The following is a 16,270-nucleotide window of genomic DNA, read 5'->3' as shown; positions in this document are numbered from 1 at the left end:
TCAAGCCGCCTGCCGGTACCTGGCGGTTCCCGAATTACCGAGCCTGAAGCGCTCGAGCAGATCGTGCAGATGCCGGCTCTGTTCGGACAGCGAGACGCTTGCCGATGTCGTTTCCTCGACCATGGCGGCGTTCTGTTGGGTCATCTGATCCATCTGATTGACGGAGCTGTTGATCTCCTGCAGCGCCGAGGACTGCTCCTCTGTCGCCTTGGAAATCGTGGTTATGTGATCGTTCACACGGTTGACCAGGCCTTCGATTTCCACGAGGGCCTCACCCGTGGACCGCACCAGGGTGACGCCGCTCGCAACCTCGATTTCGGATTGGCCGATCAAGCTCTTGATCTCCTTGGCGGCGGTTGCCGAGCGCTGCGCGAGTTCGCGCACTTCCTGTGCGACCACCGCAAAACCACGGCCCGCCTCGCCTGCGCGCGCCGCTTCGACGCCCGCATTGAGCGCGAGAAGGTTGGTCTGGAAGGCGATTTCATCGATCACCGACAGGATCTGGCTGATCTTGCCGGAGGATTGCTCGATCCGGCTCATGGCCTCGACCGCATTGCGGACGATGTCGCCGGACTTGCCAGCGCTGCCCTGCGTCTCGATCATCATGGCCTTGACCTCCCGGGCCCGCTCCGAAGTGCTGCGAACGGTCACTGTGATCTCGTCAAGCGCGGCAGCGGCCTCTTCGAGCGAAGCGGCCTGGCGTTCGGTGCGGCGGGAAAGATCGTTTGCTGCCGAACTGAGCTCCCGCGTATCGTTGTTGATCGTGTCGCCGGAGGCACGAATACGCTCGATCGTCGATCCGAGGATCTCCATCGTGGCGTTGACATTGGCCTGGAGTTCGGCGAAAGCGCCACGGAACTGGCCCCGCATCGTCTGCGACAGGTCCGCCTCGGCGAGTGCCGCCACGACACGGCGGAACTCGGTTATGCCAGAATCCACGGAGATCACGAGCTCGTTTACCGACTGCGCAAAGCGGTTGAGGTCGCCATTCTCATAATCCTTGGTGATGCGCTGCGAGAAGTCGCCCGCGACTGCCGCCGCCACCACGGTGCTGATCGTGGACTGGAGTTCGGCGCTCTTGGCATGCAGTGCGGCCTCCTGGGCTTCAAGGGCCCTGATGGCGATGCTGTTCTGGCGGAATACCTCCATGGAGCGCGCCATCTCGCCGATTTCGTCGCGCCGGCCGGTGTCGCCAACTTCGCTTTCAAGGTTGCCACCCGCCAGGCGAGTCATGCCTGCGGTCAGCGTCTTGATCGGCCTGGCAATACCCTGGCGGGCAACGAAGGAACTGACGCCACCGCCGGCCAGAACGCAGATGGCCGCAACGATGATCTGGGTCCAGATAGCAACCGAGGAGGAACCAAGCGCCTCCTCGCGCGCCGCAGCCAGCGTATCGCCTGACGACTTGCTATAGACCTTGACCGCGGCAGTCACGGTTTTCTGTGCAGCGAGCGCCTTGCCGAGTGCCGCCTTCATTGCCGCAACATCCGACGCGGATGTCTGCGCTGTCTTCACCATCGCGCGAATCTCGTCGAAATAGACAAGAAGCGCCGCTTTGACATCTGCGAGCATCTTGATCTCGTCCGGCGTTGCGGCCGCCTCGATCTTGGGCAGGCGCGCCAGCATTTCCTCGGCGCGCTTTTCAGTTTCCGCTGCAAAATCCGCTACCTTTTCAGGCTCGGCTGCCAGTTGATAGGTCATGCGGCTGATCGCGATGATATCGACGCGAAGATCCATAGCCTCCCGCGCAACTTCCTCCCTCTGGCCGACGGACGCCAACGTGCCCCCCAGGTCCCGGATACCAAGTACGCCCATGGCCGCGATGGAAAGCGCCGCCACTCCCATGAAAAGCACCACGATGCCGATCTTGAGCTGGATGGGAAGGTTTTGAAGCATGGAGAAATTCCTTTGAGTCATGCGAGCCGTGGCAATCGGTCGGATGTTGCTTAGAATTTATAAATTTTGCTAAGTTTTTGATAACGCAGGCGCCCAAAACCCGGGGTTTTGGGCTGTTTTTGCTGCAGCGCAAACATATCGGATCGGTCAAAGCCGCAATAGCGCCGGAAACTGCACCACGCGTCCATTTGCGCGCCGATCGTTCCTCTCCTATATACGATCCAACCCCTTAGCTTCCCATCACCCCCGAGGCGACCATGACCGAAGCCCAGACCGCAAAGCCCATTCCCGTCACCGTGCTCACCGGCTATCTCGGCGCCGGCAAGACGACGTTGCTCAACCGCATCCTGACCGAGAACCACGGCAAGAAATACGCCGTCATCGTTAACGAATTCGGCGAGATCGGCATCGACAACGACCTGATCGTGGAATCCGACGAGGAAATCTACGAGATGAACAACGGCTGCATCTGCTGCACCGTGCGCGGCGACCTGATCCGCGTCGTCGAGGGCCTGATGCGCCGCCCCGGTCGCTTCGACGCGATCATTGTCGAGACCACCGGCCTTGCCGATCCGGTGCCGGTCGCCCAGACCTTCTTCATGGACGACGACGTGCGGGCCAAGACCCAGCTCGATGCCGTGGTGGCGCTGGTCGACGCCAAGCACCTGCCGCTCCGCCTCAAGGACAGCCGCGAAGCCGAGGACCAGTTGGCGTTCGCCGACGTGGTGCTGCTCAACAAGACCGATCTCGTCTCGCCGGAAGAGGCCAACAAGATCGAGCAGATCATTCGCGTGATCAATCCGTCGGCGCGCATCTATCGCACGGAGCGCTCGAATGTGGACCTGACCAAGGTTCTCGATCTCGGTGCCTTCGATCTCGACCGTGCGCTGGAGAACGATCCGCAATTCCTCGAACACGGCCACGAGGACCATGTCTGCGGCCCGGATTGCGATCACAACCATGATCACGATCATCACGACCACGATCATCATGGTCATGAGCACCATGACCATGATCACCACCATCATGACCATGCACCCTCGGCGATCCATGATGTGACTGTGCAGTCGATCTCGCTCCGCGCCGGCGAGATGAATCCGAAGAAATTCTTCCCCTGGATCGAAAAGATCACCCAGGTGCAGGGCCCGAACATCCTGCGCCTCAAGGGCATCATCGCCTTCGACCAGGACGACGAGCGCTACGTGGTGCAGGGCGTACATATGATCATCGAGGGCAACCACCAGCGTGCCTGGAAGGACGGCGAGAAGCGCGAGAGCAAGCTCGTCTTCATCGGTCGCGACCTCGATCGCAAGAAGATCGAGGAGAGCTTCCTCGCCTGCGCGGCATGAACCGCATAGACCGCGAGACCCACCCGATGGGATGCACCCGGCATTGACACGATGCCGGGTTCACGCCATCGAGGCCGCGTGACTGATTGATCCAATGCCGGAGAATGCTTGTATGCCGACCGTTGCCCCGCTCGACCTTGACGGCCATGTGCTCGGTGCGCATTTCCTGGGCGACGTTCCCTTCTTCGCCTCCTCGACCGGCAGCGTCCATCGTCTCGACATGGGCCATAAGGTGACTGAGGCCAACAACGGCATGCTGGCGAGCGTCGCTGACCCCCTGACCAATTCCGTGCTGACAAGTGGCGAGGACGGCAAAATCTTCCGGATCTCCGCTGATGGTACGGCAAAGCTCGTGGCGGAAGAGCCCCGCAAATGGATCACCGCACTGGCGGCCGGCCCATCCGGTGCGGTCGGCTATGCCACCGGCAAGGTGGCGACAGCGGTTACCTCCGACGGCAAGAGCCGCAGCTTCACCGAGCAGCGTTCGGTCGAGGGCGTCGCTTTTGCACCAAAGGGCCTTCGCCTCGCGGCATCTCGCTACAACGGCGTGACGCTTCACTGGGCGGGCACCAACGGCGCACCGGTCGATCTCGAATGGAAGGGAGCCCATACGCAGGTCACCTTCTCGCCCGACGGCCGTTTCCTCGTAACCGCGATGCAGGAGAATGCGCTGCACGGCTGGAAGCTCGACGGCAAGCCCGGCGAGGAGACCCGCCACATGCGCATGACCGGCTATCCCGCCAAGATCAAGTCGCTCTCCTGGTCGCCGAAGGGCAAATGGCTCGCCTCCTCCGGCGCGCCGGCTGCGATCGTGTGGCCCTTCGCCGCCAAGGACGGTCCGATGGGCAAGGCGCCGCTCGAGCTCGGCACCCGCGCCAACATCCTGGTGACTGCGGTCCAGTTCCACGGCAATGACGAAGTCCTGGCGATCGGCTTCATGGACGGCATGATCCTCGGCGTCCGCCTCGCCGACCAGAAGGAAGCGCTGCTCCGCCGACCCGGCAAGGGCGCGATTACTTCGATGGCCTGGTCGAAATCGGGCAAGCTCCTCGCCTTCGCCTCGGAAGCCGGCGACTGCGGCGTGATCGACATATCGGGATGACGCGATGACTGTTCCGCAGGAATATGTCCATGCGACGCGAGACTTCGAGCGTTTCATGGACGATTTCATGCAGATCGCCATGCTGGAGACTCACCATCGCAGCTACGCGATCTTGCGCGCCGTGCTCCACGTCTTCCGCGACCACCTGACCGTCGATGATGCTTTGCGTTTCGCCGAAATCCTGCCCGCCGTTCTGCGCGCGATCTTCGTCGAGAATTGGCACCCGGTCACTGAGCCCGCACCCTTTCCGGATCGGGCCAGGTTGAACCAAGAAGTCAGGGCCAACAGACGCGACCACAATCTCGCCTCCGAGACCTCGATCTCGGACGTCGCTGCAGCCCTGCGGCGCAGTGTAAGCAACGCCGACCTCGATCGTGTCCTGGCAACGTTGCCGCCGGGCGCCGCTGAATATTGGACGCCCTGATCCGCAATTGCAGAGGGCGCCAGACCGCATCGCAGCCCGGCGCCTGCAACGTCACATCGGGTCAGGCTGCAGGAGGCCGATCATGGTCTTGGCGGAATCCTGCACGATGGCGATCCAGCCGGTATTGTCGATATAGAACTTTTCGCGCATGACCGTGCCGCCGGCGCCAGCCGCAGCTTCGGTCGCCGCATCGATGTCATCGACATTGATATAGGCGAACCAGTCGTTGCTGCCCGGCTGGCTCTCCGGCCAGGGCATCAGGCCCGCCACCGGCACCGGATTGCCGGCGATGAAGGCCAGCGTGTAATTGCCCATGTCGCCCATCGGCATGTCCTGATAGGTCCAACCCGCGACGCGTTTGTAGAATTCCTTCGAGGCTTCGATGTCAGAGCTCATCAGCTCGTTCCAGCCGAAAGTACCGTGTGCCATCGTCTTCTCCCTTGGTTTTGGCCCAGTGAAAGGCTCTTAGCATCGCTATAAGAACATTTCATGAACGCAAGAGTCAACCCGATCGCTGGTTCAAAATGCCGTGCGCAAGAATCCGGTTGCTCAAGTTTTCCCGATATCTATGCTGACCATTGGACCGAGGAGTTGGGGCATGAGGCACTCGATTGCGCGAGGCGTCGCGACACTGCTATTCCTGCTGATGATGATCAGTCCGGGCTGGACCGCGGATGTCGAGAATTCTCCTGTCGTGAAAGTGGTGATACCGGGCACCCAGACACGTTTCCTTGATCTCGCGCGGCAGTTCGTCCCCGATCTCGACGGCTTCGCCAACACCTTCACGGGCCAGACGTTCAATCCAGTTCGTCACATTGGCGGACCTGATTTCGCCAATAAGGACGTCAAGACGTTCGGCCTCTTCGACGTCTCCCATCTCACCATGAAGGCCGACGGCAAGAACCGCCTTCTGGTCCTGTTCGATTTCTCCCAGGCGGCCGACGCAGCGCAGAGCATAGCGATCCTCGCACTCTACGACCTCTCGAAGGAAAAGCCGGAACTGCTCGATGCGGCCGATACCGGCTTCGACGCCAGTACCTATTTCTTCGATCAGGCGCTGCTGCCGGTCAGCGATGCCACCGATGTGATCCTGACGCTGAGTTCACATTTCAACGCGAACCAGAGTTACGCCACGCAATCGATGATCCTGGTGCGGAACGACAAGTTCGAACTCATCGACAGCACCAGCCTTCTTGGAGAGCGCAATTGCGGCATCGACCGGCAGCAGGTGATCGGCTATACTGCCAATCCGGCGGAGGGCAAACCCTATGCACCGATCACAGTGACGGTGACCGACACGACATCGGCCATCGAGGAAGTCTGTGCCGATCTGAAGACGACCAAGCTGGGCACGAAACAGGTCAAGACGACGTATGTCTGGAATGCGGAGAAGGGGCGCTACGTGCCTGACTCCGATGCGATGCAGCGACTCGAGAAGGAAAACGAGTCCCGCTATTAAGCATGAGGGCAAATAGTGCCCTTACATTGCAGTCCCGCATTGAAGCTATGTGTGCGGCGCACTGTACTTTTTCTGCGTTGCGCACTATGTAGGCGCAAAATCACGGCATCGTCGCCGTTCTGCCGCCCTCTCAATGGTACCTCCATTTCCGGGCGCATATCCGAAAGATGGACATGACCCAATTTGAAGGCATCGAGCCGCCGCTTGGCGTTGCTTTGGCAAAACGCGGCTACAGCGAACTCACCCCCGTCCAGAAAGCCATGCTGGCACCAGAGCTTCGCGACGCCGATGCGCTTGTCTCGGCCCAGACCGGCTCCGGCAAGACCGTGGCCTTTGGTCTCGCGATCGCGACGACCCTGCTTGACGGCAAAAACAGGCTGCCGCGCATCCAGGCGCCGCTGGCACTCGTCATTGCCCCGACCCGTGAACTCGCCATGCAGGTCGCTCGCGAACTGACCTGGCTCTACGAGGAAGCCGGCGCGTCGATCGCCACCTGTGTCGGTGGCATGGATGCGCGCGACGAGCGGCGGGCGCTGGAACGCGGTGCGCATATCGTCGTCGGCACGCCGGGCCGTCTGCGCGACCACATCACACGCCGGGCGCTCGATCTTTCGGCGATACGCGCGGTTGTCCTCGACGAGGCCGACGAGATGCTCGATCTCGGCTTCCGCGAGGATCTCGAATTCATCCTCGACGCAGCACCCGTCGAGCGCCGCACGCTGATGTTTTCGGCCACTGTGCCGAAGTCGATCGCCACGCTCGCCCAGAACTACCAGCGCAACGCGATCCGCATCGCGACGCAGTCCGAGCAGCGCCAGCATATCGATATCGAATATCGCGCGCTGCCCGTGGCACCGTCCGATCGCGACAATGCCATCGTCAATGTGCTGCGCTTTTACGAGGCGCAAAACGCGATCATCTTCTGCAACACCCGCGCTGCGGTGAACCACCTGACCGCGCGGCTGCACAATCGTGGCTTCACCGTCGTGGCACTTTCTGGCGAGCTTTCGCAGAACGAGCGCACCCACGCGCTGCAGTCGATGCGCGACGGCCGTGCCCGCGTCTGCATCGCGACCGACGTGGCTGCGCGCGGCATCGACCTGCCGAATCTCGAACTGGTCATTCATGCCGACCTGCCGACCAATCCCGACACGCTGCTGCACCGTTCGGGCCGTACCGGCCGTGCCGGCCGCAAGGGCGTTTCCGCGCTCGTGGTACCGACCAGCGCCCGCCGCAAGGCCGAGCGCCTGCTGCAGATGGCCAAGTTGCAGGTTGAATGGGCGGCTCCGCCCTCGGCCGACGAGGTCAATGCCCGCGACGACGACCGCCTGCTTAACGACGAGGTCTTCGCCAGTCCCGTACAGGATACGGAGCGCGATTTCGTCGCCCAACTCATCGCCCGCCACGGCGCCGAGCAGGTTGCCGCCGCCTTCTTGCGCCAGTACCGCGCGGGACGCTCCGCGCCGGAAGACCTCATCGACATTGGTTCGGTACAGGCCGCACGTCCGGCTCGCGCGACACGCGACTTTCCAATCGATGACACGCCGCCCCGCCGCGGCGAGGATTTCGGGCCCTCGACCTGGATCTCGATCTCGGTCGGCCGCAAGCAGAATGCGGAGCCGCGCTGGCTGATCCCGCTGCTTTGCCGCGCCGGCAATATGACGAAGCGCGATATCGGCGCAATCAAAATGCAACAGGACGAGACCTATGTGCAGCTCTCTCAGGATTCGATCGAGAACTTCCTGCACAATATCGGCCCGAACAAGACGATGGAACGCGGCATCCGCATCAGCGTGATCGAGGGCCAGCCGGATCTGTCGAAGCCATCGCGGGAGCCAAAGAAGTCCTTCGCCGAGCGCAAGTATGGCGACGACCGCAAGGCTACCACAGATCGCCGGCCCTATGAGGATCGTAAGCCCCGCGCCGAAGTGCCGGCCCGCGAAAAGCCGGCCTATTCGAAGAAGTCCGACCCCGTGGCCGAAGAATTCGGCGCTGCCCATACCAAGAAGAAGTTCGGCCGCAAGCCGGAATTCGCCGGTGGCGAGCGGACCTTCTCCGAGCGTCCCTTCGCAGACCGCCCGCCGTCAGATCGTCCCGGCAAGGATTGGGCAAAGCCCTCCAAGCCGACTTTCGCCGGCGCGGGCGATGGCCTGAAGCGCAAGAAGAAGACCAAGAGCAACGGCTGAGCCAGCCGGGCTTGTTGAAAGGAAGATCCCCTTATCGCTGGACGGCGATGAGGGGATTTTTTTAGCTCAACACCATATGCGGCTGGCCGTTGGAGGTTTTCTCCATCGTCCTGCCTTCCTCGTTGAGCGTACAGGTCACCCGCTTGCGGAAAGCCGACCAGCTCTCGAAGGTGATGACATCGACGGGCTCGTCGAAGTCGAAAGTCACGCGCGTGCGGCCGTGCACACTGGTCAGCGTCTGCACCGCGATGATGGTGCCGGTGAACATCTGGCCGAGATAGTGCCCGATGACCTGGTCGCCGATATTGTAGCTCCGCACCGGCGGCCGGTTGCCGATCGCCCCCATCAGCGTGTTCCAGTCGCGGAACCCGTGCTGTGCGGCGATCAGTTCGAGCGCCTTGGAATGATTGATCACTGTGCCCTGCCGTCCCAGCGTGTCGCGCAAGCGCTTCGCCTGGTCCTTCAGGACATCGAGCGACGGTAGTTTGGGAGCCTGTCCCATGACTGTCCTCTTGTCCGGCATATGTGGCGCATCTCGGGTGCCCGCATTGCCAAGGCCTATGCCTTAAAGAGAAATCAGACTAGGTCCAAAATCAGGAACTTCACCATGTCTTGCGACTGCGGGCGGCAGGGGTTCCCATCCCTGCCGCGCTCATAGTTCGGGATCTGCTGAATGTCAATCTGGAGCACCGCGCGTTCGAATGACCGCGCCGCGCTCCATCTCGAAGGTACATCTCAGAACGGATAATGCTGATGCGGATCCTCGATGGTGATCCAGCGCAGGTCGGTGAACTCCGAGATCGCGGCCTTGCCGCCGAAGCGGCCATAGCCGGAACCCTTGACCCCGCCGAAGGGCATCTGCGCCTCGTCATGCACCGTCGGGCCGTTGATATGGCAAATGCCGGATTCGATCCGCGCCGCCACGGCCATCGCCCGCTGGATGTCGCGGCTGTAGACCGAAGCCGACAAGCCATATTCGGTATCGTTGGCAATGCGGATCGCTTCATCCTCGTCCCTGACGCGGATGACAGGCTTGACCGGCCCGAAGCTTTCCTCGTCATAAGCGCGCATCCCAGGCTTCACATTGTCGAGCACGGTGGCTTCGACGACGCTGCCCGTCCGCTTGCCGCCTGCCGTGACGGTCGCGCCTTTGCCAGTCGCGTCGGAGATGAAGTCATCCATCTTCGCGGCCGAGGCAGGGCTCACGAGCGAGCCGAGCACGACATGGCCGCGCGGGTCGCCGGCGGGCAGTTTCGACGCGCGGGCCGAGAGCTTGGACACGAATTCGTCGGCGATCTTCTCATGCACGATCAGCCGCTCGGTCGACATGCAGATCTGGCCCATATTGGCGAAGGCGCCAAAGATCGCACCGTTCACCGCGGCATCGATATCCGCGTCTTCGAGCACGATCATCGGCGCCTTGCCGCCGAGCTCGAGCAGTGCCGGCTTGAGATTGCGGCCGCAGAGTTCGCCGATGCGCCGGCCGACCTTGGTCGAGCCGGTAAAGTTGACGCGCTTGACCTCGGGGGCCGAGATAAGCGCCTCGACGATGGCAGCAGCGTCCTCCGGCGCATTGGTGATGACGTTGACCACGCCCTCGGGGAAGCCCGCCTCCAGGAACGCCTTGCCGATGGTGACATGCACGCCGGGGCAGGATTCGGACGCCTTGAGGATGACCGTGTTGCCACAGGCAAGCGCCATGGCGAGCGCGCGGACGCCGAGGATGATCGGCGCGTTCCACGGCGCGATGCCGAGGCAGACGCCAGCCGGCTGGCGGATCGCCATGGACAGCGTGCCCGGCTTGTCGGACGGGATGATGTCGCCCTGGATCTGCGTCGTCATGCCAGCAGCTTCGCGCAGCATGCCGGCGGCCAGCATCGTGTTGAAGCCAGCCCACGGACCGGTGCCACCGGTTTCCATGATCAGCAGCTCGGTGAACTCGCCGACCTTGGAGGCCAGCACATCGGCCGCCTTGTTGAGCAGCGCGCGGCGCTCCCCGGGACCGGTCTTCGACCAGGCGGGAAAAGCCGCCTGCGCCGCCGCGACGGCTGCCTTGACGTCGTCGAGACCGGAGGCCGGCGAACGTGTCGCCACTTCGCCGTTGAAGGGATCGATGCGGTCGAATGTCTTGCCTGAGATGGCGCCGACGAACTTGCCGCCGATGATCTGTTGAATATCCATGGTCGTTTCCTCTTTCTTAAAATCCAAGCACGTCTGCATTGATCGACGCTTCGAGACCGCCATCGGCGGCGAGATTGGCGCCGTTGATCCAGCGCGCCGCATCCGAGGCGGCGAAGAGGATCACGGGAGCGATATCGGATGCGGTGCCGGCGCGGCCGGTGCGGTTAATGTCGGAATCGACCTTCTCGTCGCCCAGCACGTCGCGGAATTGCTTCAGGATCGGCGTTTCGACCGGGCCGGGGCTCACGGCGTTGACGCGGATGCCGCGGTCTTTGAAGCGTTGTTGATGGGCGGCAATCTGCGTCCAGAGGATCAGCAGTTCCTTGGAGAGCGGATAGCCGATCTCGTCGGGCACCTCATTGTCGGCCATGACCTTCAGGATATTGGGGAAGCCCTGAACGCCGACCATCCGTTTCGCGCGTTCGAGATTGGCGCGCCAGCCATAGCCTGCGATCGAGGCGACGTTGACGACCGCGCCACCCTCGCGGATATGCGGCGCCAACGTTTCCGTCAAATGGCGGAGGCCATAGAAATTGATCGCAAGCGTGGTCGCTGCGCCACCGTTACCGGAGACGCCCGCCACGTTGAGCAGCGCATCGAAGCGCTTCGGCAACTGGCGGGTGACTGCCGCGATGCCATCGGGATTCGACAAGTCACCCTTGAGAAAGGCACCATGCGGCACGGGCGGATCGCGCATGTCGATGCCGACGACATCCGCACCCTGAGCGATGGCCAGTTCCGCCGTGCGGGCGCCGATGCCCGAGGATACGCCTGTTATAACGAGGGTCTTACCTGCAAGCATGCTTCACTCCCTGCTGGATTGGCCGGGTATTTCGAGCCGGTAGCCCACTGGCATCAGCGAAATCCCGAAACGTGTTTCGATTTCGCCCCAGAGGCCGCGCGGCAGCAGGAGCGAGAAGAGAAGGGCAACGACACCGAGGCCGATCAGGTACCAGACGCCGAGCGCGCCGAACCAGGTCTCGATAACGAAGAAGATCACCGCACCCAGGATCGCGCCCTCGAACCGGCCGATGCCGCCGACCAGCACCATGAAGATCATATAGGCCGTCCACTGGACCGAGAAATAGGTCTTGGGCTGGAAGCTGGTGGCGCTGGCCAGCCAGAGCGCGCCAGCAACGCCGATGCCGAAAGCCGCGAGCACGAAGAGCAGTCGCTTGGTCCTGACGACATCGACGCCAAGCGACTCCGCAGCATCCTCGTTGTCCCGGATCGCCTGAATCGCCGCACCCGTCCGGCTGCGCAGCAGCGCGAAGAGACCGGTGAGCAGGCCGGCCATGGCGATCAGCGCCAGCCAGTAGATGATGTCGCGCCTAGCGCCGGCGTCATAGACATTGAGCGAAATCAGCGACCGGCCGGTCTCGCCCTGGATCAGCCCATCGAGATTGACGCAGAGATGGGTGAGGGCCGAGACCACCCACATGCCGATGGCGAATTCGCCGCCCTTGAGTCGCAGCATGACCAGGGACAATGGATAGGACACCGCCGCGACCACGACACTCGCCAGAACCATGGCGATGAAGGGATCGATGTCAGCTTCGGCGAGGCGAACGGTGAAATAGGCGCCGAGGCCGAAGAACACTTGCTGGCCGACCGAGACCAGTCCGCCATAGCCAGCCAGCGCATTCCACATCGCTGCCATGATGACATAGATGAAGAGCGCGGTGAGCCGATCGACAGCGCCGGCACCAAGCACGCCCGGCAGTACGGCGAGGCCGAGCAGCACGATGGCCGAGACCCAGACAGCCAGCCGCGACGAACGGGTCCAGCGATGAACCATCGAAGGGGATACGACCGTGCTCATAGCGCACCTCCCCGGCTGAGCAACCGTGCCGGTAGCGTGGCGAGATCAGGCAACAGCAGCCGGCCGAACAAGATGATGAGGAACACCGCGTGGCCGGCAATCAGGAAGCCGAGAGGATGCAGCGAGGCTCCGAAAGTCTGGGCGATGCCGAGGATGATGCCTCCGGCCAGCGTGCCCCAGAGCGAGCCCGCCCCGCCGATAACCGCTGCTTCGAAGGCGAACAACAATTGCGGCGCGCCGGAATAGGGCTCGAACGTTGCCCGCATGGCGAGGAACATGCCGGCGATCGTGACAGTCACCAACGTGATCGCTGCTGCCGCCGCATTCACCCGCCTTGCGTCAATGCCGACAAGGCCCGCCGTATCCGGATCTTCCGCCGTGGCGCGGATGGCGCGGCCGAGTTTGGTGTAGGTCAGCATTATCTGCAGCACGGCGAGCATGAGAACGGCGGTAACAAAAATGAGCACCGGCAGCTTGCCAACGAAGAGCCCACCCGGAAGCTCCCAGCTGTCCCAGGAGAGATCGCCGATCGAATTGGCCAACGACCGCGTGTCGGCGCCGAACTGTTCGAACAGCGTGTTGTCGATCACCATCGACAGGCCGAAGGTCGAGAGGATCGGCAGCAACTGACCGCCGCGCGCGCTGCGATCGAGAATCAGCCGCTGGATCAGCCATCCGGCCACGGCCATGACCGCCACAGCGATCAGGAAACTCGCCCAGAGCGGCAGCTGCGCCCGCTCGGCGAGCACGAAAATGAGGTAGGCGGCTGCGACCGCGAGGCTGCCATGCGCGAGATTGATTATGCGCATGACCGAGAACATGAAGGAAAGACCGCAGGCGATCAGCGCGTAATAGCCGCCAAGCAGGATGCCCTGAAGGATCTGGTTGGTCATGCGGGGATCCTCCTTGTCGCAGGGCGAAACGCTTGCTCCCTCTTCTCCCAAGCGGGGAGAAGTGCCGAGCGGATGCGAGGCGATGAGGGGGTCTTTGTTGCTATGGGCGCTTCGCGCACCCCCTCATTCGGCCCTTCGGGCCACCCTCTCCCCGCTGGGGAGAAGAGGGAGTTTGCGGTCGTCCTCGAGAGCAAATCCCCGAGCAGAATTCCTTCGGCTTCCATCGAGAGCGGTCTAAACTTCCTCATGCCACCACCCTCCCCGGCTTGGCCCGATTGAGTCCGAAATAGGCCTCGGTCACCTGGTCGCGCGTCAATTCCTTTGCCTTGCCCTCCAGCACCGCTTTCCCTTCCAGCATGCAGATCACCCGGTCGGCGACGCTCATCGCCCGGGTCAGGTCCTGCTCGACCAGGATGATCGTCGTGCCCGACTTGATCAGCCCGTCGAGCGACGCATAGACGCGGTCGACGATGAGCGGGGAAAGTCCGAGTGAGACCTCGTCGAGTAGCAATATGTCCGGATTGCTCATCAGCGCCCGGCCGATCGCGGTGGCCTGTTGCTCGCCGCCGGAGAGATGGCCGGTCTTGTGATCCAGTCGCTTCTGGAGATTCGGAAAGATCTCGATGATCCGATCGATGGACCAGTCACCCTTGCGATCGGCCATTGCGCCGAGCTTCAAGTTCTCGGTGACAGTCATCGAGGCGAACATCCGCCGGCCTTCCGGGACCAGGGCAATGCCCCGACGGACGCGCTGATGCGCTGGCAGAGCGGTCACATCTTCGCCATCCAGAAACATTCTTCCGGAAGCGATTGCATGTGCACCGGCCAGCGTCCGCATCAGCGTTGTCTTGCCAGCGCCATTGGCGCCGACAAGCGCCAGCGTCTCACCCTTGCCGACGCTGAACGAGACGCCCCGGACGGCTTCGAGTAGCCCATGGCGGGCGGTGAGGTTCTCGACTGTGAGCGTGCTCATTTCGGCCCACCTCCGAGATAGGCCTTAACCACCTGCGGATCGGACATTACCGCCTTGGGTTCGCCGTCGGCGATGATGCGGCCGGCATCCATGCAGATAAGCCGCTCGACCACCTGCAGGAGCACATGGACGATATGCTCGATCCAGACGATGCCGATACCGCGATGGCGGAGTTCCTGGATGGTGTGAACGAGTTCCTGCGCTTCGGAATCGGTCAGCCCCCCGCCGATCTCGTCGAGCAGGACGACCTTCGGCCCCGTCGCCAGTGCGCGGGCCAGCTCAAGCCGCTTGCGGTCGAGGAGACCGAGCGTCTCGGCCCGGCGGTTCGCGACGGCGAGCATGCCGCAAAGGGTAAGGGAATCGATGACGCGCTCATAGGCTTCGTCGCGGCTCTGCACATTGCCATGCGAAGCCGCGACATAGACATTCTCGAAGGTGGTCATCCCGGCAAAGGGCTTCGGCACCTGATGCGTCCGGACGAGGCCCAACCGGCAGCGGGCCGCTGCCGAGAGCCGCGTCACGTCGCGCCCGCCGAAGTTCACTGTCCCCGCGCTCGGCGGATAGGCGCCCGACAGCGTGGCGAGCAGCGTGGTCTTGCCGGCGCCGTTCGGCCCGACAATCCCCACTGCTTCGCCCATGCCCATCGAGAAGTCGACATCCTCGAGCACGGCCAGTGCGCCGAACCGCTTGGTGATGCCGCTCCCCGAGAACCGGCTTTCGCCGGTCCCTTTTCCGCTTTCCACCAGCATGAACCTTATCCGTTATAGGGCAGCAGCTTGGCCGCGACAGGCACGTTCGGGTCGGTCGCATTCTCGGTCACGACGTAATCGAGCGGGAATTTCGACCCCTCAGGTGCCTTGACCCACTGCGTCCCGATGATCGGGCCGGGCGAGATGTTCGGGAAAGGACCGGAGGTGAAGTCGACCTTGCCCGCGATGGTCACCGTATTGAGCGTCGAAATCGACTTGGCCACCGCTTCCTTGCTCTTCGGATCCGAAGCCTTCTTCAGCGCATCGAAGCCGGCATCGAACAGTGACAACGTCGCGCCGAGCTGCTGGGTCCACTGCTTGCCGGACGAGGCCTCGTAGCCGTCGGCCAGTTCAGGACCGCCGACGCCTGCGATCGAAGACTTGTAGGGAAACGCCTTGTGCCAGTAGCAGGCGCTGCCGAGATTGACGCCGAGATTGCCGAGCGCCTCTACGCCGGAGGGGAACAGGCCGGTCTTGGCGACCTGGACGATCTTGACCTGCTTGTGCAGACCCTGCTGTGCCGCCTGGCGCCAGAAGGTGGCGAAATCAGGCGGAATCGGGAAGGTGTTGATGATCTCGACGCCTTCCTGCTTGAACAGCGCGATCTGGCTGGAGAAATCGGTCGTGCCGGTCTCGTAGGCACCCGGATCGATGATCGTGAAGCCGTCCTTCTGCAAGAGCGGCGCGAGATTGGCACGGATCGCGTTGCCGTCGGCATCATTGGGATACATGACGCCGACCTTCTTGTTGGTCTCGATCAGGTTCCACTGCGACACATAGGCCTTGTGGAATTCGCCGACGCCGAAGCCGAAATGATAGGTCCATTTGAACGGCGACGGCTGGTCGGGCTTGGCGCCACGGCCGAAATACCAGGCTTCCCAGGGCATCACGGTCGAGAGGCAGGGCACGCCCGCCGCTTCGCAGGCGTCGGCCACTGGATTGATCGTCTCGGGCGTCGAGATCGCCAGTATCATGTCGATGCCCTGGTTGTTGATCAGGTCCTTGGCGAGCTGGCCGGCACGCGACGGATCCGACTGCGTGTCCTGGTCGAGGATCTCGACCGCATATTTCTTGCCCGCGATCTCGATGCCGTCGCCGATCGCCTTGCGCACGACGTCGAGCACGTAGCCGTCGGTCTCGCCGAAACCGCCGAGCGGGCCGGTGCGCGGGCTGATGAAGCCCACCTTGAGCGTGTCGGCCGCGAAGGCCGGACGCAGACCCACAGTCATGGCCGCC

At 62.7% G+C, this 16,270-nt stretch carries 15 protein-coding genes; 5 read left to right on the top strand and 10 right to left on the bottom strand.

Annotation, left to right across the window (positions count from 1 at the left end; all coding sequences use genetic code 11):
• Entirely contained in the window at positions 1–1,896 is a 1,896-nt protein-coding gene (locus tag AC2YI2_RS13360) for a methyl-accepting chemotaxis protein (protein WP_487386968.1), read from the bottom strand.
• Positions 1,897–2,153: 257 nt separating this feature from the next.
• Here AC2YI2_RS13360 and AC2YI2_RS13355 point away from each other — a divergent pair, with 257 nt between their 5' ends.
• The 3 genes from AC2YI2_RS13355 (at position 2,154) to AC2YI2_RS13345 (ending at position 4,771) form a co-directional block, all read left to right on the top strand.
• Positions 2,154–3,245 carry a CobW family GTP-binding protein gene (locus AC2YI2_RS13355; protein ID WP_487386967.1) on the top strand — a complete coding sequence of 364 codons (1,092 nt, stop codon included), beginning with the start codon at positions 2,154–2,156 and terminating at the stop codon, positions 3,243–3,245.
• Positions 3,246–3,357: 112 nt separating this feature from the next.
• The gene (locus tag AC2YI2_RS13350) at positions 3,358–4,347 is read left to right on the top strand and encodes a WD40 repeat domain-containing protein (protein WP_487386966.1); all 990 of its coding nucleotides are present in this window, start codon (positions 3,358–3,360) and stop codon (positions 4,345–4,347) included.
• A gap of 4 nt (positions 4,348–4,351) precedes the next feature.
• Positions 4,352–4,771, top strand: coding sequence for a DUF2267 domain-containing protein (locus AC2YI2_RS13345; protein WP_487386965.1), 420 nt, complete (start codon positions 4,352–4,354; stop codon positions 4,769–4,771).
• Between the two features lie 51 nt (positions 4,772–4,822).
• Here AC2YI2_RS13345 and AC2YI2_RS13340 read toward each other — a convergent pair whose 3' ends face one another.
• Positions 4,823–5,200, bottom strand: a complete 378-nt coding sequence (locus AC2YI2_RS13340; protein WP_487386964.1) for a VOC family protein — start codon at positions 5,198–5,200, stop codon at positions 4,823–4,825.
• A 169-nt stretch (positions 5,201–5,369) separates the two neighbouring features.
• On the opposite strand from AC2YI2_RS13340, the gene AC2YI2_RS13335 reads away from it, so the two are divergent.
• Both AC2YI2_RS13335 and AC2YI2_RS13330 read left to right on the top strand, forming a co-directional pair.
• A complete protein-coding gene (locus tag AC2YI2_RS13335) occupies positions 5,370–6,230 on the top strand; it encodes a hypothetical protein (protein ID WP_487386963.1) in 861 nt (286 codons plus the stop codon).
• 173 nt (positions 6,231–6,403) lie between these two features.
• Complete coding sequence (locus tag AC2YI2_RS13330; RefSeq protein ID WP_487386962.1) at positions 6,404–8,416, top strand: DEAD/DEAH box helicase; 2,013 nt, start codon at positions 6,404–6,406, stop codon at positions 8,414–8,416.
• Between the two features lie 61 nt (positions 8,417–8,477).
• On the opposite strand, the gene AC2YI2_RS13325 is transcribed toward AC2YI2_RS13330, so the two are convergent.
• From AC2YI2_RS13325 to AC2YI2_RS13290, 8 genes are all read right to left on the bottom strand, one after another.
• Entirely contained in the window at positions 8,478–8,918 is a 441-nt protein-coding gene (locus tag AC2YI2_RS13325; protein WP_487386961.1) for a glyoxalase superfamily protein, read from the bottom strand.
• 233 nt (positions 8,919–9,151) lie between these two features.
• Entirely contained in the window at positions 9,152–10,597 is a 1,446-nt protein-coding gene (locus AC2YI2_RS13320; protein ID WP_487386960.1) for an aldehyde dehydrogenase, read from the bottom strand.
• 16 nt (positions 10,598–10,613) lie between these two features.
• The gene (locus tag AC2YI2_RS13315; protein WP_487386959.1) at positions 10,614–11,399 is read right to left on the bottom strand and encodes a coniferyl-alcohol dehydrogenase; all 786 of its coding nucleotides are present in this window, start codon (positions 11,397–11,399) and stop codon (positions 10,614–10,616) included.
• Between the two features lie 3 nt (positions 11,400–11,402).
• Positions 11,403–12,419: a branched-chain amino acid ABC transporter permease gene (locus tag AC2YI2_RS13310; RefSeq protein ID WP_487386958.1), complete on the bottom strand. Its 1,017-nt coding sequence runs from the start codon at positions 12,417–12,419 to the stop codon at positions 11,403–11,405.
• A complete protein-coding gene (locus AC2YI2_RS13305; RefSeq protein WP_487386957.1) occupies positions 12,416–13,312 on the bottom strand; it encodes a branched-chain amino acid ABC transporter permease in 897 nt (298 codons plus the stop codon). Before AC2YI2_RS13305 ends, AC2YI2_RS13310 begins: the two co-directional genes overlap by 4 nt.
• A gap of 244 nt (positions 13,313–13,556) precedes the next feature.
• On the bottom strand, positions 13,557–14,285 hold the full coding sequence (locus tag AC2YI2_RS13300; RefSeq protein WP_487386956.1) for an ABC transporter ATP-binding protein: 729 nt from the start codon (positions 14,283–14,285) through the stop codon (positions 13,557–13,559).
• Entirely contained in the window at positions 14,282–15,034 is a 753-nt protein-coding gene (locus tag AC2YI2_RS13295; RefSeq protein WP_487386955.1) for an ABC transporter ATP-binding protein, read from the bottom strand. The genes AC2YI2_RS13300 and AC2YI2_RS13295 overlap by 4 nt, the downstream gene beginning before the upstream one ends.
• A gap of 5 nt (positions 15,035–15,039) precedes the next feature.
• Positions 15,040–16,263, bottom strand: a complete 1,224-nt coding sequence (locus tag AC2YI2_RS13290; RefSeq protein WP_487387243.1) for an ABC transporter substrate-binding protein — start codon at positions 16,261–16,263, stop codon at positions 15,040–15,042.
• Between the last annotated feature and the right edge of the window lie 7 nt (positions 16,264–16,270).

It is taken from the genome of Rhizobium sp. SRI_017, assembly GCF_057586295.1.
The sequence above is the reverse complement of the archived record's forward strand: the minus strand, read 5'-3'. Positions and strand labels throughout refer to the sequence as shown.

Coding starts and splice junctions, on each gene's coding strand:
- AC2YI2_RS13360 (WP_487386968.1), bottom strand. CDS start 1,896: ATGCTTCAAAACCTTCCCATCCAGCTCAAGATCGGCATCGTGGTGCTT.
- AC2YI2_RS13355 (WP_487386967.1), top strand. CDS start 2,154: ATGACCGAAGCCCAGACCGCAAAGCCCATTCCCGTCACCGTGCTCACC.
- AC2YI2_RS13350 (WP_487386966.1), top strand. CDS start 3,358: ATGCCGACCGTTGCCCCGCTCGACCTTGACGGCCATGTGCTCGGTGCG.
- AC2YI2_RS13345 (WP_487386965.1), top strand. CDS start 4,352: ATGACTGTTCCGCAGGAATATGTCCATGCGACGCGAGACTTCGAGCGT.
- AC2YI2_RS13340 (WP_487386964.1), bottom strand. CDS start 5,200: ATGGCACACGGTACTTTCGGCTGGAACGAGCTGATGAGCTCTGACATC.
- AC2YI2_RS13335 (WP_487386963.1), top strand. CDS start 5,370: ATGAGGCACTCGATTGCGCGAGGCGTCGCGACACTGCTATTCCTGCTG.
- AC2YI2_RS13330 (WP_487386962.1), top strand. CDS start 6,404: ATGACCCAATTTGAAGGCATCGAGCCGCCGCTTGGCGTTGCTTTGGCA.
- AC2YI2_RS13325 (WP_487386961.1), bottom strand. CDS start 8,918: ATGGGACAGGCTCCCAAACTACCGTCGCTCGATGTCCTGAAGGACCAG.
- AC2YI2_RS13320 (WP_487386960.1), bottom strand. CDS start 10,597: ATGGATATTCAACAGATCATCGGCGGCAAGTTCGTCGGCGCCATCTCA.
- AC2YI2_RS13315 (WP_487386959.1), bottom strand. CDS start 11,399: ATGCTTGCAGGTAAGACCCTCGTTATAACAGGCGTATCCTCGGGCATC.
- AC2YI2_RS13310 (WP_487386958.1), bottom strand. CDS start 12,419: ATGAGCACGGTCGTATCCCCTTCGATGGTTCATCGCTGGACCCGTTCG.
- AC2YI2_RS13305 (WP_487386957.1), bottom strand. CDS start 13,312: ATGACCAACCAGATCCTTCAGGGCATCCTGCTTGGCGGCTATTACGCG.
- AC2YI2_RS13300 (WP_487386956.1), bottom strand. CDS start 14,285: ATGAGCACGCTCACAGTCGAGAACCTCACCGCCCGCCATGGGCTACTC.
- AC2YI2_RS13295 (WP_487386955.1), bottom strand. CDS start 15,034: ATGCTGGTGGAAAGCGGAAAAGGGACCGGCGAAAGCCGGTTCTCGGGG.
- AC2YI2_RS13290 (WP_487387243.1), bottom strand. CDS start 16,263: ATGACTGTGGGTCTGCGTCCGGCCTTCGCGGCCGACACGCTCAAGGTG.